The organism is Gallibacterium sp. ZY190522 (assembly GCF_054166015.1).
Window position 1 is genome coordinate 280,147 of record NZ_CM135118.1, and the last position, 26,023, is coordinate 306,169.

23 protein-coding genes are annotated in these 26,023 nt (G+C 37.3%); 9 read left to right on the plus strand and 14 right to left on the minus strand.

Features of this window, described 5'->3' with window-relative positions:
• The first annotated feature begins 301 nt into the window (after positions 1-301).
• The 3 genes from metK to ACXPAV_RS01290 all read left to right on the plus strand — a co-directional run bounded on the left by metK (position 302) and on the right by ACXPAV_RS01290 (position 2,236).
• The gene (gene metK / locus ACXPAV_RS01280; protein WP_458003773.1) at positions 302-1,450 is read left to right on the plus strand and encodes a methionine adenosyltransferase; all 1,149 of its coding nucleotides are present in this window, start codon (positions 302-304) and stop codon (positions 1,448-1,450) included.
• A gap of 158 nt (positions 1,451-1,608) precedes the next feature.
• On the plus strand, positions 1,609-1,854 hold the full coding sequence (locus ACXPAV_RS01285; RefSeq protein ID WP_458003774.1) for a nitroreductase family protein: 246 nt from the start codon (positions 1,609-1,611) through the stop codon (positions 1,852-1,854).
• A gap of 28 nt (positions 1,855-1,882) precedes the next feature.
• Positions 1,883-2,236 (plus strand): nitroreductase family protein, encoded by a 354-nt coding sequence (locus ACXPAV_RS01290; RefSeq protein ID WP_458003775.1) that lies wholly within the window; start codon positions 1,883-1,885, stop codon positions 2,234-2,236.
• A 57-nt stretch (positions 2,237-2,293) separates the two neighbouring features.
• Here the strand turns inward: ACXPAV_RS01290 and yhbY are convergent, their stop codons facing one another.
• The gene (gene yhbY, locus ACXPAV_RS01295; protein WP_039137325.1) at positions 2,294-2,596 is read right to left on the minus strand and encodes a ribosome assembly RNA-binding protein YhbY; all 303 of its coding nucleotides are present in this window, start codon (positions 2,594-2,596) and stop codon (positions 2,294-2,296) included.
• A 242-nt stretch (positions 2,597-2,838) separates the two neighbouring features.
• Here yhbY and rlmE point away from each other — a divergent pair, with 242 nt between their 5' ends.
• Together rlmE and ftsH are read left to right on the plus strand one after the other, a co-directional pair.
• Positions 2,839-3,468, plus strand: a complete 630-nt coding sequence (gene rlmE / locus ACXPAV_RS01300; protein ID WP_458003776.1) for a 23S rRNA (uridine(2552)-2'-O)-methyltransferase RlmE — start codon at positions 2,839-2,841, stop codon at positions 3,466-3,468.
• 61 nt (positions 3,469-3,529) lie between these two features.
• On the plus strand, positions 3,530-5,431 hold the full coding sequence (ftsH, locus tag ACXPAV_RS01305; protein ID WP_039174426.1) for an ATP-dependent zinc metalloprotease FtsH: 1,902 nt from the start codon (positions 3,530-3,532) through the stop codon (positions 5,429-5,431).
• A gap of 100 nt (positions 5,432-5,531) precedes the next feature.
• On the opposite strand, the gene mtgA is transcribed toward ftsH, so the two are convergent.
• From mtgA to tehB, 4 genes are all read right to left on the minus strand, one after another.
• Positions 5,532-6,242 carry a monofunctional biosynthetic peptidoglycan transglycosylase gene (mtgA, locus tag ACXPAV_RS01310; protein ID WP_458003777.1) on the minus strand — a complete coding sequence of 237 codons (711 nt, stop codon included), beginning with the start codon at positions 6,240-6,242 and terminating at the stop codon, positions 5,532-5,534.
• On the minus strand, positions 6,229-6,528 hold the full coding sequence (trpR, locus tag ACXPAV_RS01315; RefSeq protein ID WP_039081146.1) for a trp operon repressor: 300 nt from the start codon (positions 6,526-6,528) through the stop codon (positions 6,229-6,231). Before trpR ends, mtgA begins: the two co-directional genes overlap by 14 nt.
• 36 nt (positions 6,529-6,564) lie before the next feature.
• Entirely contained in the window at positions 6,565-8,604 is a 2,040-nt protein-coding gene (locus tag ACXPAV_RS01320) for a transglycosylase SLT domain-containing protein (protein ID WP_458003778.1), read from the minus strand.
• Between the two features lie 65 nt (positions 8,605-8,669).
• The gene (gene tehB, locus ACXPAV_RS01325; protein WP_458003779.1) at positions 8,670-9,533 is read right to left on the minus strand and encodes an SAM-dependent methyltransferase TehB; all 864 of its coding nucleotides are present in this window, start codon (positions 9,531-9,533) and stop codon (positions 8,670-8,672) included.
• Positions 9,534-9,688: 155 nt separating this feature from the next.
• Between tehB and ACXPAV_RS01330 the strand changes: the two genes are divergently transcribed.
• A complete protein-coding gene (locus ACXPAV_RS01330; RefSeq protein ID WP_065233266.1) occupies positions 9,689-10,990 on the plus strand; it encodes a nucleobase:cation symporter-2 family protein in 1,302 nt (433 codons plus the stop codon).
• A 52-nt stretch (positions 10,991-11,042) separates the two neighbouring features.
• Here ACXPAV_RS01330 and ACXPAV_RS01335 read toward each other — a convergent pair whose 3' ends face one another.
• From ACXPAV_RS01335 to xylF, 3 genes are read right to left on the minus strand one after another with little or no spacing between them, the layout of a single operon-like run.
• Positions 11,043-12,170 (minus strand): sugar ABC transporter permease, encoded by a 1,128-nt coding sequence (locus ACXPAV_RS01335; RefSeq protein WP_039136122.1) that lies wholly within the window; start codon positions 12,168-12,170, stop codon positions 11,043-11,045.
• Between the two features lie 3 nt (positions 12,171-12,173).
• Positions 12,174-13,685, minus strand: a complete 1,512-nt coding sequence (locus ACXPAV_RS01340) for a xylose ABC transporter ATP-binding protein (protein WP_458003780.1) — start codon at positions 13,683-13,685, stop codon at positions 12,174-12,176.
• 48 nt (positions 13,686-13,733) lie between these two features.
• Positions 13,734-14,732, minus strand: a complete 999-nt coding sequence (gene xylF, locus ACXPAV_RS01345) for a D-xylose ABC transporter substrate-binding protein (protein WP_065233268.1) — start codon at positions 14,730-14,732, stop codon at positions 13,734-13,736.
• A gap of 282 nt (positions 14,733-15,014) precedes the next feature.
• On the opposite strand from xylF, the gene xylA reads away from it, so the two are divergent.
• From xylA to ACXPAV_RS01360, 3 genes are all read left to right on the plus strand, one after another.
• Positions 15,015-16,334: a xylose isomerase gene (xylA, locus tag ACXPAV_RS01350; RefSeq protein ID WP_458003781.1), complete on the plus strand. Its 1,320-nt coding sequence runs from the start codon at positions 15,015-15,017 to the stop codon at positions 16,332-16,334.
• A 74-nt stretch (positions 16,335-16,408) separates the two neighbouring features.
• The gene (xylB, locus tag ACXPAV_RS01355; protein WP_458003782.1) at positions 16,409-17,854 is read left to right on the plus strand and encodes a xylulokinase; all 1,446 of its coding nucleotides are present in this window, start codon (positions 16,409-16,411) and stop codon (positions 17,852-17,854) included.
• Between the two features lie 128 nt (positions 17,855-17,982).
• Entirely contained in the window at positions 17,983-19,305 is a 1,323-nt protein-coding gene (locus ACXPAV_RS01360; RefSeq protein WP_039136133.1) for an MFS transporter, read from the plus strand.
• 377 nt (positions 19,306-19,682) lie between these two features.
• Here the strand turns inward: ACXPAV_RS01360 and ACXPAV_RS01365 are convergent, their stop codons facing one another.
• From ACXPAV_RS01365 to ACXPAV_RS01390, 6 genes are all read right to left on the minus strand, one after another.
• Entirely contained in the window at positions 19,683-20,387 is a 705-nt protein-coding gene (locus ACXPAV_RS01365) for a LutC/YkgG family protein (RefSeq protein ID WP_458003783.1), read from the minus strand.
• A 9-nt stretch (positions 20,388-20,396) separates the two neighbouring features.
• Entirely contained in the window at positions 20,397-21,809 is a 1,413-nt protein-coding gene (locus ACXPAV_RS01370; protein WP_458003784.1) for a LutB/LldF family L-lactate oxidation iron-sulfur protein, read from the minus strand.
• 10 nt (positions 21,810-21,819) lie between these two features.
• The gene (locus ACXPAV_RS01375; protein ID WP_458003785.1) at positions 21,820-22,539 is read right to left on the minus strand and encodes a (Fe-S)-binding protein; all 720 of its coding nucleotides are present in this window, start codon (positions 22,537-22,539) and stop codon (positions 21,820-21,822) included.
• Between the two features lie 76 nt (positions 22,540-22,615).
• Positions 22,616-24,196: a lactate permease LctP family transporter gene (locus ACXPAV_RS01380; protein ID WP_458003786.1), complete on the minus strand. Its 1,581-nt coding sequence runs from the start codon at positions 24,194-24,196 to the stop codon at positions 22,616-22,618.
• Between the two features lie 210 nt (positions 24,197-24,406).
• The gene (locus ACXPAV_RS01385) at positions 24,407-24,988 is read right to left on the minus strand and encodes an aminotransferase class IV family protein (RefSeq protein WP_458003787.1); all 582 of its coding nucleotides are present in this window, start codon (positions 24,986-24,988) and stop codon (positions 24,407-24,409) included.
• A complete protein-coding gene (locus tag ACXPAV_RS01390; protein WP_458003788.1) occupies positions 24,988-25,983 on the minus strand; it encodes an aminodeoxychorismate synthase component I in 996 nt (331 codons plus the stop codon). Before ACXPAV_RS01390 ends, ACXPAV_RS01385 begins: the two co-directional genes overlap by 1 nt.
• Positions 25,984-26,023: the final 40 nt, after the last annotated feature.

The window sequence follows — 26,023 nt, forward strand, 5'->3', positions numbered from 1 at the left end:
AATAAACTTTTTAAGTTAGACCTATATCAATAGACATCTATGGTATTAAAGTAAGATGTTTTTGTCTAATCAGCACAGTTCATATGGAAAATCTGAATATATCAGATTTGGTTGTTTAATCTCACTATAAACAATAGCAGTAAATGTTAAATAACTTATCAAGCTTTATTTTTAAGAAAAATAAAAAATTACTTGTCAAATAACAATTAAAGCGTATTATAGCCGTCTAGAAGTAAAAACATCTATTTTTTCTTTTTTCTTTTTTATTTTTAATATTGGTAGTTATTGATAAGGAATTTTCATGTCAAAATATTTATTCACTTCTGAATCTGTTTCTGAAGGACATCCAGATAAAATCGCAGATCAGATTTCAGATGCTGTTTTAGATGCAATTTTAGAACAAGATCCAAAAGCACGAGTAGCTTGTGAAACTTATGTTAAAACAGGTATGGCTTTAATTGGTGGTGAAATTACAACATCAGCATGGGTGGATATTGAGCATCTTGCACGTCAAGTAATTTGTGATATTGGTTACACTTCTTCAGAAATGGGATTTGATGGTCATTCTTGTGCTGTATTGAATGGGATCGGTAAACAGTCATCTGATATTAATCAAGGTGTTGATAGGGAAAATCCGTTAGAACAAGGTGCTGGTGACCAAGGGATAATGTTTGGTTATGCTACTAATGAAACAGAAGTTCTAATGCCTGCTCCAATTACTTATGCCCACCGTTTAATGGAGCAACAGTCCAAAGTGCGTCGAAGTGGTGTGTTGCCTTGGCTACGTCCTGATGCAAAAAGTCAAATTACCTTTATTTATGAAAATGGCAAAATTCAAGGAATTGATACCGTAGTGCTTTCAAGCCAACACGCAGAGTCTGTTTCAGATAAGGATTTACGTGAAGGTATTATGGAAGAAATTATTAAACCAGTATTACCTGAGCAATGGTTGTCAGCAAATACCAAATACTTTATTAATCCAACTGGTCGCTTTGTGATTGGTGGGCCTATGGGAGATTGTGGATTAACCGGACGTAAAATTATTGTCGATACTTATGGTGGTGCAGCGCGTCACGGCGGTGGTGCATTTTCTGGCAAAGATCCTTCAAAAGTTGACCGTTCAGCGGCATATGCAGCACGTTATGTTGCTAAAAATATTGTAGCTGCTGGATTGGCGGATCGTTGCGAAATTCAATTATCTTATGCTATAGGTGTGGCTGAACCGACATCAATTATGATTGATACCTTCGGAACAGGAAAAGTTGATAATGAAGTATTGGTTGATGCGGTACGTGAACATTTTGATTTACGTCCGTATGGTTTAATCAAAATGTTAGATCTTATTCAGCCAATTTATCGCCAGACTGCTGCATATGGTCACTTTGGACGTGAACAATTCCCTTGGGAATGTACGGATAAAGCAGAATTGTTAGCTAGCTATTTAAAATAAGAAATTATTGCTGTAGCAATATTTCAATACTCTTGAAGCCATTACAAAATATTGTAATGGCTTCTTTACTGAATCAGTATTAATTCAAATGAGAACTTAATCTTACAGTTATAAAAATGTAGAACTGAATAGAGATTATATTATTTTAAGGAATATATATGAGTGTAGAATCATCTTTATTAAATCGTCACGCTAACCGTTGTTTAGATCCTAATGTGAAAATTAGTCAAGAAGAGTTGGTAGAACTGCTTGCTTTGGCGGGTAAAGCACCAAGTGCGTTTAACACTCAACCGTGGCGTGTTGTTGTTTTAACTGAACAGCCAGCAAAAGAGAAATTATTTCCTATTGTATTTAATCAGAAGCAAGTATTGAATGCTTCTGCAGTGTTGATGATTTTGGCGTGAAGCAATCAAACAACTATTAGTTGAAAAAATGAATGAAACCTTGGTTCAGAAAGGTTTTTTACCAGAAAGTCTGAAGCAACAAATGATTGGAATAACTTTGGGTTTTTATCAGGAATTGGAGCAGCAAAAGATAATGAATTTCCTGAGTTTAGATATAGGACTTTTTGCAATGAGTTTTATGTTAGCAGCTGAAGAAAAAGGCTGGAATACGAGTCCAATGATTGGTTATGACTCAAAAGAGCTTCGTTCTACATTTTCTATTCCTGAACGGTATGAAGATGTATTGTTAATTGCTATTGGTAAAAAGGTAAAAGAACCCCATCAAAGTTATCGTTATGAGGTGAATGAATTTGCAACTTGGAATGAGATGCCAACAGCATAAAAGAAAAATAGAAGTGTTTACAGTCTGAGTAGCTTAAGTGATTAAGCTACTCTTTTTTTATTTTTTAGGAAAAATGATAGTTGGTTCGTCACTAGGGCGATAAAGTACTAAAATATGTCCGATACGTTGTACCGTATAAGCACCGGTTTCACGTTCTATTGCAGCGACTACTAGTTCTTTATCTTCTCTGTCAACACCAGAAATTTTTACTTTGATTAGCTCGTGGTGATTCAGTGCATTATCAATTTCAGCGATGACACCTTCTGTAAGCCCGTTTCCACCGAGCATAACTACAGGGTTAAGATGATGAGCCAAACCTTTCAGATACTGTTTTTGTTTTGTAGATAATGTTAATGTCATAAGTATCCCTTTTCAGTAAATTAAAAGTGCTACATTTTAAACGTTTATGAATGAAATAGAAAGAAATTAGCATAATGAAGATAAATAAAGCGGCAATTTCATTAGAATTGTCTATAATTGTGTAGCCTATTACAGTATTCGCTGAATTTATGCTTGTTTGCCTTGAAATTTAGGAGTTAATCATCATATAGTAACGAGTATTTTTAGAGTATTAATTCAATTGATTTTCAGATATTAGCATTATGGGTAAAAAAAAACGTTCGGCAAGTTCTACACGTTGGCTTAACGAACATTTCAAAGATAAATTTGTTCAGCAGGCTCACAAGCAAAAATTGCGTTCCAGAGCTTATTTCAAGTTAGATGAAATTCAAAAAACGGATAAGCTGTTTAAACCGAATATGACTGTTGTTGATCTTGGCGCTGCACCGGGTGGTTGGTCACAGTATGTTGTTACACAAATCGGTGAAAAAGGTAGAGTAATTGCTTGTGATATTCTAGATATGGACCCTATTGTTGGTGTTGATTTCTTACAAGGGGATTTCCGTGAAGAAAAAGTATTAAATACATTGTTGGAAAAAATTGGTGATGACAAGGTGGACGTAGTGATGTCGGATATGGCACCTAATTTTAGTGGAATGCCTTCGGTTGATATTCCTCGTGCGATGTATCTTGTTGAGTTAGCTTTAGATATGTGTAAGCAGGTTCTTGCTTCACAAGGTAGTTTTGTGGTGAAAGTGTTTCAAGGAGAAGGTTTTGATGAATATCTACGAGAAATTCGTTCATTATTTAGGATAGTGAAAGTGCGTAAACCGGAAGCATCGAGAGATCGTTCTCGAGAGGTTTATATTGTTGCAATGGGTTATAAACTTTAACCACACGATAATGTTTTTTTAAACACACAAATAACGGGGATTTACCTTGAAAAATAATAATATGCTTAAAAATATTATGCTTTGGAGTGTTGTGGCAATTGTGCTGATGACGCTATTCCAAGGCTTTTCCGGCAATACTAGAGATGGTGTTGATTATTCTACTTTTATTACCGATATTGGTAACAACCAAATTTCAGAAACGCGTTTTGATGGCAATGAAATTACCGTGACCAAGAAAAATGGCGATACCTACCAAACGGTAATGCCATTGTATGATGATAAAGTACTTGATGATTTATTGAAGAAAGATATTAAAGTGTCCGGTACCGCACCTGAAAAACGTGGTTTATTGGCACAAATCTTGATTTCTTGGTTCCCGATGTTACTTCTTGTCGGAGTATGGATTTTCTTTATGCGTCAAATGCAAGGCGGTGGCGGCGGTGCGCTGAAATTTGGTAAAAGCCGAGCTAGAATGATGACGCAGGAACAGATCAAAACAACGTTTGCCGATGTTGCAGGTTGTGATGAAGCGAAAGAAGAAGTGGGCGAGATTGTTGATTTCTTACGTGATCCGAGTAAATTCCAAAAATTGGGTGGTAAGATTCCGAAAGGTATTTTAATGGTAGGGCCTCCGGGTACAGGTAAAACTTTATTGGCAAAAGCGATTGCTGGTGAAGCTAAAGTGCCGTTCTTTACCATTTCCGGTTCAGATTTCGTTGAAATGTTTGTTGGGGTGGGTGCATCGCGCGTGCGTGATATGTTTGAACAAGCGAAGAAAAATGCACCTTGTCTTATTTTTATTGATGAAATTGATGCGGTAGGTCGTCAGCGTGGTGCTGGTTTAGGTGGTGGACACGATGAACGTGAGCAAACTTTGAACCAAATGCTAGTTGAAATGGATGGATTTGAAGGTAACGAAGGAGTGATTGTTATTGCGGCAACTAACCGTCCGGATGTGCTTGACCCAGCATTAACACGTCCTGGACGTTTTGACCGCCAAGTGGTTGTTGGTTTGCCGGATGTGCGTGGACGTGAGCAGATATTAAAAGTTCATATGCGTAAAATTCCAGTAGCGAATGATGTTGATCCTATGACTATTGCTCGTGGCACACCAGGATATTCTGGTGCTGATTTAGCAAACTTGGTTAATGAAGCAGCGTTATTTGCGGCACGTACAAATAAACGTTTAGTAACAATGTTGGAATTTGAAAAGGCAAAAGACAAAATTAATATGGGGCCGGAACGTCGAACAATGATGATGACGGATAAACAGAAGGAATCTACCGCTTATCACGAAGCAGGTCATGCTATTGTCGGTTATTTAGTTCCTGAACACGATCCTGTTCATAAAGTAACTATTATTCCGAGAGGCCGTGCATTAGGGGTGACATTCTTCTTGCCTGAAGGTGATCAAATTAGCATTAGTCAGAAACAGTTGGAAAGTAAACTTTCGACTTTATATGCAGGACGTATTGCTGAAGAGTTGATTTATGGTGAGGAAAATATATCAACCGGTGCTTCAAATGATATTAAGGTGGCAACGAATATTGCTAGGAATATGGTTACCCAATGGGGATTTTCAGATAAATTAGGCCCAATTTTATATTCTGAAGATGAAGGTGAAGTATTCTTAGGGCGTTCAATGGCGAAAGCGAAACATATGTCGGATGCAACAGCACACACTATTGATGAAGAAGTACATAATATTGTTTCTCGTAATTATCAACGTGCAAGACAGCTCTTGATAGATAATATGGATATTCTTCACGCTATGAAAGATGCATTAGTTAAATATGAAACAATTGATGAACCACAAATTAAGCAATTAATGGAACGTCAGGAAGTAACACCACCGTCAGGTTGGGTGGAAAAAACTAAACCAGAAGAGAAAGTAGATGAAACGCCAAAAGAGGATAAAGCTAATACTTCTTCTGAAACAGTAGATCCATCAGAAAATGCATAATTTTCATTGAAATACCATAAAAGGAAGGGAAATAGGGCTTATCAAAGGCCCTATTTTTATTTGTATCTAATTGGTTACCGAATATTTTTGTCTAATGTTTTCAGTTAAGTTGCTTAAGGTAAGTAGTGCTTAACTGTTGCATTTGTCTCAAGATCCAGCGTTGGCGGGATTGGACATAACTTGATGGTTTATTAGCTTTATAAATCAATGGATTAGGTAAGACTGCTGCAAGTAATGCCGCTTGTGAAGGGGTCAGTTTAGCGGCGCTTTTATTAAAATAAAAACGGCTTGCCGCTTCTACGCCGAAAATACCTTCACCAAATTCTACAATATTGAGATAAACCTCCAGAATTCGTTTTTTTGACCAAAATAACTCTAAGCTGAGAGTTATCGGTATTTCTAAGCCTTTTCTGATCCAGCTTCGATCCGACCATAGAAATAAATTTTTTGCTGTTTGTTGTGAGATTGTAGAAGCACCGAAAGTTCTTTTTGAAGATTGGTTACGTTTTATTGCTTTTTCAATAGCATCAAGATCAAAGCCCCAATGTTTAGGGAATTTTTGATCTTCGGCAGCAATAACGGCAAGTTGCATTGAAGGTGAAATTTCATCAAGACTTACCCATTGATGACGAGTGTGATAATGGCTATTAAAGCTGTTTTGCACAGTTTTTTGCAACATATAAGATGAAAAAGGAATTGGAACAACACGAAATATCAGAATGCAACAGACAAAAAATACAATAATACTAAGCACTAACTTAGTAAGTCGGAGATAGCAGGATTGAGAAAAACAAAACTTAATTTTGAACATCTAATTGTGCTTTGACCCATTGTAGAAAATCAGGTTCGATACTCTTAATTAAGTTTGAACCTCGCGTAATGGTAGCAACGCTCGTGTTCAAATTTTGTTGAATTTCACGTTGTGATGATTTTTTTTCTAATAACTGTTTAACAATTTGTAGGCGTAATCCGAGTGAATCTCTTTCATCAGGGGTTAATAACATCATCAGCACTTCCTGCTCTTTCCCTGAGGCGAATCCTTGTCGTAAAAAGGTGATTAATTCTTGCCATCGTTCGAGATCACGACTGATATACATAACTTACTCCTTTCATTTACTATTAAACTAGTATGATTAGTATAATCGATCAGTTTCAGTTTTGCTGAATTTTTTTAGCTCCTGTTTTAGAAGTAGTTGGTAGTAATAGTCATAACTTACAACATTTTGGACATAATTTCTGGTTTCATAAAAAGGGATTGAGGCAACAAATTCTGCCATTGAAAGCTTACCTCCATTTTCGTTTAGCCAACGATCAACGCGATTAGCACCGGCATTATAGGCGGCAGCAATTAATAAACGGTTATTGCCGTATTTTTGGGCAAGTTGTTGCAAATGTGCTGTACCTAAAAGAATATTTCCTAATGGATCGGTTAAATTATTAGCACGTTGAATGCTATAATTTGCCTGTTGAGCAGTAGCTTTGGCGGTGCTAGGCAGTAATTGCATTAAACCAATTGCGTTGGCAGCTGATCGCACATTCGGTCGCCAAGCACTTTCTTGTCGTGCAATAGCCATTGCAAAACTATTGTTGATCGTTTTATCGGCCACATTGATATTAAACCAGTCAAGATAAGCCAATGGTAAGCGTAATCGTAAATAATCCCATGCTTTTGCTTTGATGGTAGCGGCAACAGCGAGATCATACCATTGTTGCTGTAAGGCGTATTCTGCTAATAATAATTGTTGTTCTGTAGTTATAAATTTAAGTAAAAATTGCCATTCACTGTAAGCGTCATCTAAATATTGGAGATTTCTTAACTCAATTATGCGAGATAAAATTGTTGCAATTTCTTGATTTTGCCATAAAGCATCAAAATTAATGGGGTGAAGAAGATCCTTTATTGCTGGTTGATAAGCAATATTCAATGTTTGTGCCGACAATAAAGCATAAAAACCACGTTTCCGACTTAGATTTTGTAAAATTTTTTCTGCTTCTTGCTGTTTATCATTTTTTTGTAACTGCCAAGCAATCCAATATTGCCATTCATCTTGATTTATTTTGTCAGGAGATAATTGATCCAACCAATTTTGTAATGGCTGTTGTTGACGAATTGCCAGTCTGATACGGCGTTCAATTAAGCTATTATCTTTTAATTGCATTAATTTTTGATCGCGCCACTGTTGCCATTCAGGCTGTTTATTATCAAAAAAGCGTTGTAAAACCGCTTTATAAAGTAAATTAAGCTCTTGCGCGGTAAGCTGCCAGTTTTTCTGCAAATCCTCAATTTGTTGTTGTATTTGCGTCAGATTCAGATTTTGTTCGGTGAAAAATCTTAAATAGCGAGGATAGAGAGCTAACAGTAATTGTTTATTGGTTGCGGATTGGGTTAGATTGGACTGGATAGCGATTAATTGTTGCGGATTACTAAGCAGATCTGCCCATTGCTGTAACTGTTTTTGTAAATCAAGATTAGCTGTTAATTGTTGTAAATAACGAATAAGATTTTTATTTTGTGATTTCAACGCCAATTCGGCACGCTGTAAGATAAGTTGGTCCGATAGCTTTCCTGACTGTTGCCAAAGTTGAAAAAGCGGATCGCATTGCACGGGCAGACTGTCCCCACTTAACCAAAGTTTTTCCGTATCTTGCCAAAGAAGATCAAGTTCTTTTGATATGTTGCTCGTTTTTTGTGTAGCTAATAATTGAATGCATTGTTGAGACGTTGTTTTAGCAGGAAATGATGTTTTGTTATCCAATAAAAGTTGCCAAGCTTGCTGCTGAAATGCTTTTTTATAAAAAAGATCTATTAAATTATCATTTAATAGAAAGTTGGGATTTTGTTGGATAAACAGTTTTAATTGTTGCGGTGTAATCAATGACTGTTTATTGAATAGACGATAATCAACATAAGGTGCAAGCGGATATTGTGCAATAGTAGGCAGCATTTGGCGAACGAAAGTAATCGTGGTTTCACTCACTTCCCCGCTGAGAAGCTGCATAATATCCTGATATTGTTGGCGAATCACTGTACCATTTTGTACATTGAACGTCTGTTTAAACTCACTTTTTGATAATTGTTGTAGTTGTTCGGAAGCAGCAAACAGAGAAAAAGAGGAAATAATACTGCTAATAAAAAGAATGTTTTTTAGAATAGATTTTTGCCAAACGCGCATAGTGTCTCCTTAAAATTTTATTTAGTCTAGCACGCTTGGCAAAATGTGAAAATTCCAAAGTAGAATTAAGCAGTTTTCTTTGCCAACATTGTGACAAATTTCATTTTAATACGGTTGCCGTTGGCATCAGTTTTGTGTAGTTCACCCATCTCTTCTCGATATTTTACTAACTCCCAGCTTTGATAATAACGGCGTAACTCACCTTCTTTGAATGTGAAGGAGAATGGCATTGGGCAAGGTGCATCAGCAGTATCCATTGCGGCAACGATAAGATTATAACCACCGATATTAGTATGTTGCTGCATATTTGTAATAATATTAGGTACAGCCTGTGCATTGAGAAACATAAAAACAACAGTGGAAATGATAAAGTCATAATTTTCCTGAATGTTGGCTGAATTAATATCATAAAGTGCAGATTTAATATTTAATTGCTCTTTTTGTGCTGTTTCTGCCAAAAATTGTAGGCTGTTCGGATTATGATCCCAAGAGGTTACGTCATAACCCAATAAACTTAAATAAAGGCTGTTACGCCCCTGTCCGCAACCTAAATCCAAGACTTTACAAGGAGAGAGCATTTCGCTGGCAGCTTTCACTTCAGAATGTGTAGCTGTCATATTATATTTTTTACTGAAATAATCAGCAGGGCGGCAAAGGAAAGAGAGCTGGCATTCGAGATCTTCAGAAACGGCTTCAACACGATGCCAAGCTTGAGGCTCGACTAAAGGAATGTCGCTTTCTGCTGTAAAAAGGTGTTCTTTAATGACTTCGCCTTCTTCAGTAAGTTCATAGAATTTAAGTTTTCCTTTCAATACACGAAGTTGTCCCCAAGTGCCGACTTTTGTATTGTGTTTTTCTTGAAACATTGCCGGTAAAGTTTTTGCTGTCCAAACAGGCATTGTTTTATAAGCGATTAATTTTTGTTGCATAATGATTGCTCCTTGATGGCTTTAAAGGTGATTATTATATACAGATTAAAAACTATCGCAGTAACCTATTTTTATTAAATTTACGCAAACGTTTGCTTATCAAGTGGGACAAGTCTATAATTCCCAACCATTTTTTATATTACTGTTGAGGAACTATGAACAATCAACTCCTTTTTAACGTGGAAGATAAACCGCCTTTCGGTTTAGGTTTATTGTTAGCGGCACAACATCTATTAGCCGCATTGGGTGGTATTATCGCAGTACCGTTGGTGATTGGAAATGTGCTGCAGTTACCGACAGCAGACACGATTGTATTGGTAAATGCGGCGTTGCTGATTTCCGGTGTTGTTACCATTATTCAATGTTTAGGTGTTGGGCCTATTGGCATTCGTTTACCGAGTGTAATGGGAACCAGCTTTACTTTTGTGGCGGCGGCATTAGCGATTGGCTTTAGTGAAGATGGCGTTGCCGGAATATTAGGTGCATCGCTGGTTGGTTCTTTAGTAATGATTATCGGCAGTTTCTTTATGCCTTCTATCCGGAAATTATTTCCACCTGTTGTGACTGGCACTGTGGTCACAATGATTGGATTAAGTTTAATTCCAGTAGCGGTGGATTGGTTTGCGGGTGGTCAACGCGGTGAACCACAATATGCCACTCCGGAAAATTTAACTATGGCATTCTTTGTGTTGGCATTAGTAGTAATTTTAGTTCAATGGGGAAAAGGTATTTTTTCTGCAGCCGCCATTGTTATCGGAATGCTTGCCGGATATTGCGTAGCGTTGGCATTAGGTTGGGTAAATTTTGATGGCGTTAAACAGGCACAGATTTTTGCTTTACCTCAGCCATTACATTTCGGTTTGGCATTTCCAATTTCCGGCATTATCGGGATGAGCATTGCTTATCTGGTGACGATTGTAGAGTCAAGCGGTAATTTTTTAGCTTTAGGTAATGCGACAAAAACTGAAATTACCGGTGATCATTTACGTCGTGGTGTACTTTGTGATGGGGTAGGTTCAGCCTTAGCTGCAATTATGTCGACAACGCCGTTTTCCTCTTTCTCACAAAATATTGGTGTTATTTCCCTCACTGGTGTGGCAAGCCGTTATGTCGTAGCGATGACCGGCGGATTGCTGGTGTTAGCCGGATTATTCCCTGTCTTCGGTGCATTAATTGTATCAATTCCACTACCTGTGCTTGGTGGAGCAGGATTGATGATGTTTGCGATGATCATTGCTGCTGGTATTCAAATGTTGGATAAAGTGGAAAGAACAAAGCGTAACGGTTTAATTATTGCTATTTCTATCGGTTGTGGGCTTGCTGTTACCACCAGACCGGAAATTCTTGATAAATTACCAGCATTTTTTAAAGAAATTTTTGGTTCAGGCATTACTGTAGGATCATTATTGGCATTAATTTTAAATTTAATTCTTCCAGAAGAAAAAACAAGCAAATAACAAATAAAAATGCGTTGGGAGATTTACCCAACGCATTTTTTTATTGCTAAGATTACTCTTTTTTCTTGCTGATAGAGTCTACCCAAACGGCGAGTAATAAAATACCGCCTTTTACAATATATTGCCAGAAAGTTGGAACGTCTAACATACTCATACCATTATCCAATGCAGCGATAATTAAAGCCCCTATAATCACTCCGAAAATGCTACCGACACCGCCGGCAAGGCTGGCACCGCCAATAACACAAGCGGCTATCGCATCCAATTCCGCATTTTGTCCTGCCGATGGCGAGCCGGCACCTAATCTGGCACTTAAAATTAAGCCAGCAATCGCAACCATCAAACCGTTAATTGCAAAGATAGCAAGTTTAATTTTTTCTACTTTGATACCGGACAATCTGGCAGCATCAATATTACCGCCAATCGCGTAAATATAGCGTCCGAAAGCAGTTTTTTTGGAAATAAAGTAGCCAATAACGGCAAGAATCGCCAATAACAATACTGGGAATGGAATACCACGATAGTCATTCAACAAGTAAATTGAACCTAGTAATAAAACGGCAAGTGCAGCATAAGTGAGAATATCTTTTGATAATGCTGGCACTGGAAGCTGTAGTTTTTGTCGAGCGTGGCGTTGACGACTGTTCCATAAAATGAAAGCCAATACTGCTAAACCACCGATGGTTAAGCCGAAAATATCTGGAATATAAGCTTGACCGATCAAATTCATTGATTGGCTGGTTGGAGAGACTGTGGAGCCGTTAGTCATCCCGACTAAAATTCCACGGAAAGCGAGTAATCCAGCAAGGGTAACAATGAATGAAGGTACGCGTTGATATGCAACCCAATAACCGTTCCAAACACCGAAGATTAAACCTAAAATCAATGTAGCTAAAATGGTTGTAGGCAAAGGCCAGCCCCACCAGACGTTAGTAATAGCCGCAAAACCTCCGAGTAATCCCATCAGTGAACCGACAGAAAGGTCGATTTCAGCCGCAATAATGACAAAAAGCATCCCAATTGCGAGAATACCGGTGATTGAGGTTTGGCGTAATAGATTAGAAATATTTCTTGCACTAAGGTAAGCACCATCAGTTGCAAAAGAGAAAAACAGCATAATTACGATAATCGCAATTAGCATAATATACACTTGTAAATTAATGGATTTTAGGTTTTTCATAGACTACTCCTTGAGTGCGGTTTCCATTACTTTTTCTTGCGTAAGTTGATGATTAATTAAATTGCCTTTTAATTTTCCGTGATGCATTACTAAAACACGATCACTGATACCCAACACTTCCGGTAATTCAGATGAAATGACGATAATAGCAACACCTTTCTTAGCTAATTCATTGATTAATTTATAAATTTCATATTTTGCACCAACATCAATACCACGAGTCGGTTCATCGAGAATCAGAATTTTAGGATTAAGTAACAATGCTTTGGCTAAAATTGCTTTTTGTTGGTTACCGCCGCTTAAACGGGCAATTGCAAGGTCGGGACTAGGTGTTTTTACTTTTAATTCCTGAATAGATTGTTGAATGATGGTTTCTTCCAACGCTTCATTAATCACGTTGGCGTGACAATATTTTGCTAGGGCAGATAAGGTGATATTTTTATTCACTCCCATAATTGGGATAATTCCGTGGCGCTTGCGATCTTCCGGCACCATAAAAATGCTGTTTTTAATCGCATCGGCGCAGCTATTATGTTTTACAGTTTCACCGTTAAGTTTAAATTCACCTTGGAATTTACCGGGATATGCACCGAAAATGCATTGAACGATTTCAGTTCTGCCTGAACCGACTAAACCGGCAATACCAAGAATTTCACCTTTGTGTAATTGGAAACTGACATTATCTACACGTTTAATATGAGTATTGACGTGATGCCAAGCAGTCAGATTGTTTACTGATAGAATTTCTTCACCAATATCGTGATTTTCGTGCGGATATAACGAAGTAATCTCACGACCAACCATCATTGTAATAATATCGTCTTCACTCATCTCTTTTGCTGAACGAGTACCGATATGTGTACCGTCACGAATAACACAAATTTTATCGGAAATTGCTTTTACTTCATTCAATTTATGGGAAATATAAATACAAGCGATATTATGCGCTTTTAAATTACGAATAAGATCAAGCAGAATATCAGTTTCTTTTTCAGTGAGGGAAGCTGTTGGCTCATCTAAAATTAATAAACGTACATTTTTATTTAGTGCTTTTGCTATTTCAACTAATTGTTGCTCGCCTAAACCTAACTCATTCACTACAGTATAGGGATCAACATTTAATTGTACTTGAGATAACATTTTTTGGCAGCGAAGGTACATTTCATTTTCATCAGCAATACCATATTTAGTAATTTCATTACCAAGAAAAATATTATCCATAATGGTCATATTTTTTACTAAAGCAAGCTCTTGGTGAATGATTGCAATACCTCTACTCTCTGTATCTTTAATATTTTTTGACTTTAGCAATTCACCAGAAAAATAAATATCTCCTTCGTAATCGCCATAAGGATAAATACCACAAAGAACCTTCATTAGTGTTGATTTTCCGGAACCATTTTCTCCACAAAGAGAAAGTATTTCTCCGGGAGAAACAGAAATAGAGATATTATCCAGCGCCTTAACATCGCCGAATTTTTTCACTATTCCTTTCATTTCTAATAATATGTCCATAGAAACCACCTTAAAATAAAATGAGGGAGAAAACTCCCTCAAAAATAATTACTTATAAACACTTTCTTTAGTGTGAAAACCATCTTTAATAACAGTTTCATCAATATTATCTTTAGTTACAACAATAGGCGTTAATAAATATGAAGGTACATCTTTAAGACCATTATTTAATACTGCATTGCTTTCGATTTTTTCATTTTTTCCTAATTTAACGGCAATTTCAGCAGCTGTATTTGCCAATTTACTAATTGGTTTATAAACAGTCATAGTTTGTGTGCCAGCAACAATACGTTTAATCCCAGCAAGGTCTGCGTCTTGTCCAGAAATCACTACTTTCCCAGCTAAACCTTGTGCTTGTAACGCTTGTACTGCACCACCGGCAGTTGCATCATTGGAAGCAACAACGGCATCAATTTTGTTGTTATTGGCAGTTAAAGCATTTTCCATAATTTGTAATGCTTTTTCAGGAAGCCAAGAATCAACCCATTGATCTCCGACAATTTTAATATCACCCTTATCTACTAAAGGTTGAATAATCTTCATTTGACCTTTTCGGAAGAGTTTTGCATTATTATCAACAGGTGAGCCACCCATTAAAAAATAATTTCCGCTAGGTTTTAATTCCACCAAACTTGATGCCTGTAATTCCCCCACTTTTTCATTATCAAATGAAACATAAAAATCAATATTGGCATTATTTATTAAACGATCATAAGCAAGAACTTTAATTCCTGAACGTGAGGCTTCTTCAATAACGTTACTTAATACATCACCGTTATGAGGAATAATGACTAATACATCGACATTTCTATTAATCATATTTTCGATTTGCGAAATTTGAACTGCATCATCACCATTTGCGGATTGTACAAATACTTTTGCACCTAATTCTTCTGCTTTCTTGCTGAAGATCGAACTGTCTTTTTGCCAGCGTTCTAAACGTAAATCATCAATAGACATTCCAATAGTTAAATCTTTAGCATTTGATATTCCACTCATACAACCCAAAATAAGTGCAACGGATAATAAAGTTTTTTTCAATTTCATATGATTCACCTCGTAATTTAAAAGGATTAGGAATACAACGGTTATTACTATTGCTAATTTCAGTAGGTAGAACAATTTATAAATTTTGTTTTTCGATTACGTTTTTTCGTTTCTGTGATAACTCTCACAATATTGAAAAATTGTGAGGTAAAACAAGAATGTGAGCTTTATCACAAAAAACAATTATCTAAATAGCAAAAAGAAATAACGTAATTGAAGGAGATATTTTTCGGTTTTACTCTTTGCTCATTAATTTAATTAACCCAGCAAGGAGAATAAAAAATGACAACATATTTCGATCAAATTGACCAAGTAAAATATGAAGGTACACAATCAACTAATCCGTTCGCTTATCGTTTTTATGATGCAAATCGTGTTGTTTTAGGCAAGACAATGGCAGAACATCTTCGTTTGGCAGTTTGTTATTGGCATACTTTCTGTTGGAACGGTACTGATATGTTTGGTACTGCTTCATTGGATCGTCCGTGGCAAAAAAATCCGACAGAATTGGAAGCGGCAAAAGAAAAAGCAAATATTGCATTTGAATTTATCAAAAAATTAGGTGTGTCTTATTACTGTTTCCACGATGTGGATATTGCACCGGAAGGCAATTCATTTAAAGAATATGTGTATAATTTTTCTACAATCGTTGATTTGTTGGCTCAAAAACAGGAAGAAACTGGTATTAAGTTGCTTTGGGGCACGGCAAATTGTTTTACTAATAAACGTTATATGTCTGGTGCAGCCAGCAATCCTAATCCGGAAGTGTTTGCTTGTGCGGCAGCACAAGTTTTCAATGCGATGAAAGCGACACAGAAATTAGGTGGTGAAAATTATGTGTTGTGGGGTGGTCGTGAAGGGTATGAAACACTTCTTAATACTGATTTGAAACGTGAACGTGAACAATTAGGGCGCTTTATGCAACTTGTGGTGGAAAATAAACATAAACTCGGTTTTAAAGGTACATTATTAATTGAACCTAAACCACAAGAACCGACAAAACATCAATATGATTATGATGTGGCGACAGTCTACGGCTTCTTAAAACAATTTGGTTTAGAAAATGAAATTAAAGTGAACATTGAAGCAAATCACGCAACTTTAGCTGGGCATACTTTCCAACACGAAGTGGCAACTGCAGCTGCTTTAGGTATTTTAGGTTCAATTGATGCAAATAGAGGTGATGCACAATTAGGCTGGGATACTGATCAATTCCCGAACAGTGTTGAAGAAAATGCATTAGTGATTTATGAAATTTTGAAGGCGGGTGGATTAGGCACTGGTGGTTTTAACTTTGATGCGAAGATTCGACGCCAAAGTATTGATCGTTATGATTTAATGCACGCACATATTGGTGGAATTGATGTGTTGGCTCATTCACTATTGATTGCAGCGGATATGATTGAAAATGATCGTTTACAAGTATTAAAAGATGAACGTTATGCCGGATGGAATACTCAATTCGGTCAGGATATTCTTAAAGGTAAACTTTCATTAGCAGATCTTGCTGGATACATAATGAACAATGAAATTGCACCAAAACCAGTTTCAGGTCGTCAAGAAATGTTAGAAAATATTGTAAATTCATATATTTATAAATAGATTAGGAATTAAGGGTACTTTTTATCGTACCCTTAATTTTTTTAGTTAAATAAAAACGGTATTAGGAGGCGATTATGTATCTCGGCATTGATTTAGGGACATCTGGTATCAAAATAGTATTACTGAATGAACAGCAACAAATTATTGCGACCACTTCAGCCGCATTAACTGTAACTCGCCGTCAGCCACTATGGTCAGAACAGGATCCGGAAGATTGGTGGCAGGCGTTGCAACAGTGTTTAACACAATTATCACAACAGCAAGATCTTTCTGTTATCAAGGCTATCGGATTAACCGGACAAATGCACGGCGCAGTAATGTTGGATCAGCATAATCAGGTATTATATCCGGCGATTTTATGGAATGATGGGCGTAGTTTTGCAGAATGTCAGGAATTGGAACAAGCTGTACCGAATTCTCGTCAAATTACCGGAAATTTGATGATGCCGGGATTTACTGCACCTAAATTAAAATGGATTGAAAAAAACGAACCGGAAGTCTTCAATAAGATTGCTAAAGTATTGTTACCAAAAGATTATTTACGCTTTTTACTGACTGGTGAATATGTGAGTGATCTGTCTGATGCGGCAGGCACGATGTGGTTGGATGTCGGTGCGCGTAAATGGAGTGAGGCTTTATTATCGGCGTGTCATCTTAGCGAACAACAGATGCCTAAATTGCAAGAGGGTAATGAAATTAGTGGTTATCTATTGCCTGAATTGGCACAACAATGGAATATGCAATCAGCACCGGTTGTTGCCGGCGGTGGCGATAATGCAGCTGGAGCGATTGGTGTAGGTCTACATAAATCGGGACAAGCGATGTTGTCATTAGGTACATCAGGTGTTTATTTTGTTGTTACCGACAGCTTTTTAAGTAATCCGGCAAAAGCGGTACATAGTTTTTGTCACGCCTTACCGAATCGTTGGCATTTAATGTCAGTGCTGTTAAGTGCTGCTTCCTGTATTGATTGGGCGAATAAAGCATTAGGTATTAATGATATTGCTGAATTTTTCGCTTTGGCAGAACGGGCGGAAAGCAGTAAACAGGTTTTGTTTTTACCCTATCTTTCCGGAGAGAGAACACCGCATAATGATCCTTATGCTAGTGGCGTTTTTTGGGGATTGCATCACGATACAACACAAGCGGAAATGGCAAGAGCAGTAGTGGAAGGGGTGAGTTTTGCCTTAACGGAGGGTATTGAGGTTTTACACGAAAGCGGTATTAAAGCAGATAATATTATGTTGATTGGAGGCGGTGCGAAAAGCCATTTTTGGCGACAACTGCTTGCCGATATTAGTGGAATGACCTTTGAGTATCGTGTTGGTGGCGATATCGGCCCAGCACTTGGTGCAGCTAAATTAGCGCAAATGGCATTGCATCCGGAACAAGATGTTGCTACATTCTGTCCCCCGCTTGAACTGGAGGCTCGTTATTTACCGAATCACCAAAAATTTCAGCAATATAGAAGCAAATATGAAAAATTTAAACAGTTATATCAACGACTAAAATATTTGTAGTATGATTTGATTGAATAGAGAAAGGGAAGTAATCAGTAGCTATTCTCACTTTTTCTTTATTTACGAGCTGAATATCTTGTTGTTATTCAAAGGTCTTCTATTTCAAATAGCAAAATAAGGAATTTTTTATGAATATTAAAAAATGGTTATTTAATCAGCCTGATATACCAGTTACAAGAAGTCCCAATGAAGTTGATCGAGTATATCGTAAATTTAGAATAGAAATTGTAACCGCAGTTTTTCTTTCTTATGCGGTGTTTTATTTAACACGAAAAAATTTTGCGGCTGCTGCGCCAATGATGCTTGAGCAAACTGCTTTAACGGCAGAGCATTTTGCAGTGATGTCAACATTATTTTACATTCTTTATGGCTCAATGAAATTTGTTGGAGGAATGGTTGTTGATAAAGTAAATCCAAGAGCAATGACTGGCCCAGCACTGATCGGCATTGGTGTTATTAATCTCTTATTTGGTTTTTCTGACAGTATCACTGCTTTTTATATTTTGTATGCATTGAATGCTATTCTGCAAGGAACAAGTTTTCCTCCGATGGCTAAAATTATGGCTTCTTGGTTCTCAAAAAATGAACGTGGGCGTTGGTGGGCCATTGTTGAAGCTGCTCATAATATCGGTGGTAGCTTAGCCCCACTATTAACTAGTTACGCAATAATGTTAAGTGGAAGTTGGAAAATGGGTTTCTATGTACCAGGTGTAATTTCAATTGTTATGGGGATTTTGGCTTTAATATTTATTAAGGATCGCCCTGGTTCAGAAGGCCTACCCCCTGTTGGAGAGTGGCGGAATGATGCTTCTGAAATGGCTCAGGTGAAAGCGAGTCCATCTCATTTAGGCTTTTGGGAAATTTTCTTTAAATATATTTTAAAAAATCCGCTTGTTTGGGTCATTATAGTTGGAGATCTCTGTGTTTATATTGCTCGTACAATTTTAAATGATTGGCCTCAAATTTATTATGTTCAAGTGCAGGGATGGGATTTAGTGAAAGCTAACTCAATTATTACTTGGTTTGAAGCTGGTGGATTAGCTGGTGGGTTAATTGCAGGTTACTTATCAGATTTTTTATTTCGAAGTAATCGTTGGATGACAGGTTTGATGTTTGCATTGATGTTATGTGCATCTATTATTTTGGTTCCTGTAGTTCAAGATAGTTCTTATGTTTTGACTGCTGGATTATTTGCTATTATGGGATTTGCATTATATGGTCCACATATGTTATTTGCTGTAGGCTGTTTGGATGTAACGCACAAAGATGCTGCGGGTTCTGTTACGGGTTTTAGAGGTCTATTTAGTTATGTTGGGGCAGCATTGGCGGGAGTTCCGGTAGTCATGATTAAAAATGTTTGGCAGTGGGATGGTGTTTATATGTATGCTGTGATCTCAATTGTTATTACGACATTATCATTAATGATCTTAGCCAAATTTCATAGATTATAATCAATTATTTACATAAAATCAGGTATATCATTTGATAAACTTCAGATTGCTGACAAACCTATGATTTCATCGTAGGTTTGTTTTTTATTATTGGCTCTACTCAAAAAGGAAAAATTGAGAAAAAACAGTAGTATTAGCTCAATGTTGTTTTTCACTTATCTTTATCATCTGATTACTTGAAGCGGAAGTTATGAAGCCCTTTATTTCCAATAGAATATACAATACATCTCATAACACCAAGGCTACCTTTATCTTCTTAAGATTTTATATCATTGCTGCCAAAAAATATTGCATTTGTACTTTTGCTAAACCACATTGCCACGAGTAATATCACCTTTGGAGAGGCAGATTGGTTAATCTGCCTTTTTGAAATGGATTTATTTTTCTACATCATCAATCAATAAATAAACTACTTTTATTGGACCGTGAACACCAACCACTTTCACTAATTCAATATCTGCCGTTGCACTGGGGCCGGAAATAATATTTATGCAAGATGGCATACGTTCGCCTTGTTCCGCTTTTTGATGCAACACTTTTGCCACTTGAGCAATGCGAGGTTGAATCGTGGAGCATTTTAATACCACCACAGAAATTGGTGGTAACAAACTTACGGAACGACCGTTATTCGGCGAGGAATAAAGCACGATACCGCCAGACTCAATTAAACCGTATTCGGCAAAAACAATACCGATATTGGCACTTTTACTGAATTCAAGGTTTTCTTCACTGGCTTCAGTCCAAATATGCGTGTGGTATTGCTGTTGCACGGCTTGAGTGATTTGATATTGTTGCAAGCGTTCATCACGATTCAGCACAATATTACCACCATTATATTTTTCACAAATTTTGATAATGTCGTTTTTAGCATTTTCTGCAGTAGATAAAACCACATCCACCAACATATCTTTTGCGGTATTGATAAACGCTTGATAACGCTCTTTTTCAGAAAGATCGGTAAAACGGGTTTCTGGATAATCATTAACTTTAGGATAAGTGCCAACAACTTCAGTACGAAGAGGTCGCCCTAACTGCTTTGCCAGTTGTGACAAAAATTGTGAACGATTTTGTTGATCTAACATAGGGACTCCTTATCCATTATTTCTATTTTTAAACCAGCTACGGAAACTTTCACCGTCAGCATCCGGTAAATCGCGGGTATTTGTCCACTCGCCGATAACACCAATATTCAAAGGTGCTTTACCATTCTTAACGGTTGCTTTCATTACTTTAGCACCAATATTCATACCGACTTTCCATAATGCAGGGTGGCTATTGGCAAAGGTAAAGGCTTTCACCGAAATTTTTTCTGCTGTTGGATTTAAGCCCTGTTCTGCGATATGAGTACGATGTTTTAATAACAAATTTGCTAAAGGAATTTTTACCGGGCAAACCTGATTACAAGCGGTACAAAGCGAGCAGGCATAAGGTAAGTCGTGGAATTCTTGATAATTGCCGAGAAGCGGCGACAGCACGGAACCGATTGGACCGGGATAAACAGATCCGTAACTGTGACCACCAATTTGGCGATAAACCGGGCAAGTGTTTAAACAAGCACCGCAACGGATACAGCGTAAAACATCATTAAATTCTGAACCTAATGCTTTTGAGCGTCCATTGTCTAAAATAACCAGATGAAATTGCTCAGGGCCATCTGTTTCACCGGCAAGGCGCGGTCCGGTAAGCCAAGTGTTATAACTGGTCAATTTGGCACCAACCGCACTGCGAGCCAACATTGTAATCAGAATTTCCGCCTCTTGGAAAGTCGGCGCAATACGCTCCATTCCCATTACGGCAACGTGGATTTTAGGCACGGTGGTAACCATTCTTAAATTGCCTTCATTGGTGACTAAACAAAGACTGCCGGTTTCCGGAATAGCGAAGTTACAACCGCTAATGCCCATATCTGCACTTAAGAAATCTTGACGGATTTTTTCACGAATAAAAAGGGTCATATCTTCAGGTGTAGCATCGCCTTGATAACCCAATTTTTCTTTGAGAATATCTCGGATTTGATAGCGATCACGATGAATAGCAGGCACGACAATGTGAGAAGGTTTATCGCCGGCTAATTGCAAAATATATTCACCCAGATCGCTTTCAATCACTTTAATACCATCCGCTTCTAAAACGTGATTTAAGCCAATTTCTTCTGTTACCATTGATTTAGATTTAACAACTTTTTTCACATTGTTTTGCAACGCAAGCTGTTGAATATAGTGATTAGCCTCTTCTGCCGTTTGCGCAAAATAAACGTGTCCACCATTAGCAGTTACTTTTTCTGATAATTGATAAAGATAGGCATCTAGATTTTCTAAAACGTAATTTCTAATCTCTTTTGCTTGTTCACGCCATTCTTCCCAATGTCCAAGATCATCGACCATTTTTTGCCGATTAGCGCCAATACGCTCCTGAGCCATAACCACAGCCTGACGCATAATCTCATTATTTAATTCTTCTTCAACGTGTTTTTTGAAAGCTAAATTTGTTGTCTGAATAGTCATTTGTTTGCTCCTATTTGGACATTAATACTTCAGCGATATGTAGTACTTTTATTGAGCTGCCTTCGCGTTTTAAACGACCGCCAATATTAATTAAGCAACTTACATCAGCACCGATTAAATAATCTGGCTCTACTTCTTGAATATGTTTTGCTTTTTCTTTAACCATTTCGCCCGATATTTGCGACATCTTTACAGAGAATGTGCCACCAAAGCCACAGCAAGTAGTTTGATTTTTTATAGGAAGGAGTTCAAGACCTTCAACATTTGCTAATAATTTTAGCGGTTCTTCTTTGATGTTAAGTTTACGGAATAAGCTACAAGAAGGGTGATAAACAGCTTTGCCAAGCAATTTGGCACCAACATTGGTAATGCCCAGTTGATTTACAATAAAATCAGTTAAGTCATAAAAACGATCAGCCACTTTTTTCGCACGTTCTGCCCATTTTGGTTCATCCTTAAGATATTCAGGATAATTTTTGATGGAATAAACACAAGAACCGGCAGGAGCGATAATAGGAAAATCATTAACTTCAAAGGTTTCAATTAGATTTTTCATTCCGGGAATGGCATCTTTAATAAAACCTCCATTAGTTGCAGGTTGTCCACAACATCCTTGTTTTTCTAAGAAGAGAATTTCACAACCGAGTTTTTCTAATAATAAGACACTTTGTTTGGCAACATTTGCTTTTACTGCATCACCAATACAAGTTACATAAAAATTAGCTTTCATAAGCACTCCAATTTAAAGACAGGCTCAACCGACAAAATGCCGGTTGAGATTAAAAATAAGTAATTAACGTGTCTTGCTAACTGAGTAATAATGTGGCAACAAGTGCTGCAATAATACCGTACACTATCATTGGAACAACAGTTTTCTTAATAATTGTTCCTTCTTTATTTGTAATATTCAACACAGAACATACGGCAACGATATTGTTGATACAAACCATATTACCCATTGCACCACCAACAGATTGTAAGGCAAGCACAAGTGTCGCTGATAATCCGGTCAATTCCGCTGTAGAAAGTTGAACACTACCAAAAGTGAGGTTGGATACTGTATTTGAACCTGAGAAGAAAGCACCAACTGCACCTAAATAGGAGGCGAATAGTGTCCAATATTCTCCGGTTGCAGCAGCGAAACTCTTACCAATAATTTTCACCATTGAATTATCACCACCGACTAACATTAAATTAACCATAATTAATGCGCCAACCAATGCTAAGAATGGATTACGAGTCTGTTTGAGGCTGCTCATAAAAATATCTTTGGTTTTAGATGCAGAAAGTGCAAACAGTGGAATAGAAATTAACACGGTTACCACAAATGGAATTAATGCTGGAACATAAAGTAACTTATAGCTTGCTGAAACAGATGTACCGAAGATATTTTTTAAGCTGAAAATCAATCCGTGGCTGACTTCAAACAAACCAAGTGAGCCTAATTGGATTCCAAACCAAGTAGTTGCATCGTTCATCATTGCTTTGAATGGTAATTGCTGTAAGCGTGTAATGATAAGAATGGCAATAAGAAGACCGGTAGGCAATAGAGCCTTAATTACTTGGTTATAGCTGACTGCTTTATCATCCAAAGTGTTTTCAGCTTTTGCTAAACCAATGCCTTTATTAGCAACTAAAATTGAAATTAACAAACCGATTGCACCACCAACTAAAGATGGAAATTCGTAGTTAACTTGTGCTAATAGAAAGTAAGGAATGACACAAGCTAGAATGCTGATGTAGATAAATAAAATATTTTGACGGATTTCTTTCCAGTCAACGATTAAACGTAATGCCATTAAAGGGATAATTAATGCTGCAACAGAGTGAATAATTGCAGTCATTGAACCGATCTCTAGGATCTGTGAGTCTGTTAAATTTAACGGACCGAATCCGAACCAAGTTGGTGTTCCCACTGCGCCGAAAGAAACCGGAACGGAATTCATTACAAGAGTGAGCATCGCAACTTTTAAGGGAGCAAATCCTAATCCGGCAAGAATTGGGGCAGCAATAGCAGCCGGCGTACCAAAACCACTTGCACCTTCAATCATAAAAGCGAAAGCCCAACCAATAATCATAATTTGTGCTACAGGATTTGGATTAATATTCGCCAACCATTTGCGCAATGTATTAGTAACACCTGAAACTTCAGAGAAATGGTTGAATAAAATTGCACCAAAAATCACAGTAATTGGTGTTTGAACTGCAATCAATGCTGATGCAATATTTGCACTCACTGTGGCAATATCTGTTCCAAAGAAAATAAACTGTATGATTAAAACAACAACGGCTATCCAAGGAAGAGCCACGTAAGAAGGTAATGCATTGCGTTTTACCATCAAATAGATCAGAAGAACAATAGGAAAAATGCTCAAAAATAATTGCATAAAATAACCTCGCTAAATAAGTGGGATTTCTATTGTTATACTAATGTTAATAGTGTTATTTTCAATTTATTTCTTTTAAAAAAGTGTGATTGAGATCTTATTTTTGAAAAATAATATTTAAATACATTAAAGCTAACGGGTAATAAATATATAACAGTATGAAAAATAAGGACTGGTTTAGATGTTATGTTGTTTGTATCAAAATTTGATTTATAGTGGATTTAGCGCATTTATTAATCGTATTTCTTCATATAGAGGCAAGTCTGATATTGAGATTTTTATCTCAATAATTTTATTTTCTTGTAATAGTTTTGTGCGTTGCGTGCCGATTAACAATGGGCTGTCGGGAGTGAACCATTGTGAGCCTTGGCGTAACACCAGATTACCAATGGAGCAATCCGTTACCTTACCATTTTTGATAATCATAATCTCATCACAATCGCCTTTTTGTTTTAGCAATTCGTTGAAGATAGCACGATCGCTGTATTTGAGGTGGTAGTCAATATCATCGCAAATCACGGGTTGAAAGCGTTGGTAGACTTTGCGTTGATAGGGAAAACATTGCAGGCGATATTGCGTAGCATTGTAATCGATGCGGCAGCGGATAATCGGACTTTGGTTGTTCGCCCAAAGTGTGGTGTTTTTTTGCAGAATTTTTTCTAAGGAAAAAATTTTATAAGGTTGGTTAGCATAAAATTCACGTAGGCTATTTTCATAACGCTGTTGGTGCAGGGTAAGATTTTGCACTTGTCCCTTTTCAATGCACAGGGTTTCAAACAGAGGAAAATTCATTATTTTTCACCTTCCTGATATTTAAGTGGAACATAAATTTTCTCCAATAACTCTTGGTATTCTTGCTCTGCTTGGCTTTGAATGGTGATGCCGCCGCCACTGTGGAAAGCATAGCTTCCGTTTTGCTGAGAAATAAAGCGAATGGCCACCGCACTTTCTAGGCTTTCGCCGTTAAAAATACCAAACACGCCAGTGTAATAACCCCGAGGTGCTAATTCCGCTTGTTGAATGGTGGCAACGGTTTTTTCTTTCGGCGCACCGCTGATTGAGCCTGCGGGTAAAAGCTGGCTGAGCATTGTGCCGATGTTGGCTTGCCAGTTTTCCTTAAGATCGGCGCAAATTTCAGAACTTGTCTGCCAGATCGCACCACGTTCGGTGAAAATCTTTTCTAAATAACGAAAACGCTTCACTTGCACATTCTGTCCTACGATAGCCAGATCATTGCGCATTAAATCCACAATGGTGTAATGTTCCCGTTGCTCTTTTTCGCAATTGAGTAATTGATTTTCTGCATCAGGCAAGTTGGCGTTAATTGTGCCTTTCATTGGGTAAGTGAAAATTTGGTTATGCGCGATTATCACGAAAGGCTCTGGGGAAAAACAGACAAACTCGTTTTTAAACAAGAGTTTATATTTCGCTTGTGTGGCATAAAACAGCGTATTGAGATCGTAATTTATTGCAATTGGCGTGGCGTAAGTGAGATTAAGCAAATAGGAATTTCCTTGCTGTAACGCCTGTTGCACAATTTCAAAACTTTGCTGATAAGTGGCGAAATCAATGGGAAATTTTTCTAGCTTAAAGGGCTGTTTAGGGGGAGCTTTTTGTGCCGTTGCAAGATTATTTTGGCTGGCAAATTCAAACCAAATGCCTTGCTCTGCACATTGTGTAAGAGGGCAAATGATGGGCTTTTGCTGTTCAAAATCAATCAAAAAGAAAAAGGGCGTGCGTTGCGTACCTAAACGGTTGGCTTGTTGCACAAAGTGATTAAATGGCATAAGGGCGATGAATCAAGTAAGATAACAAACATTTTGGTCA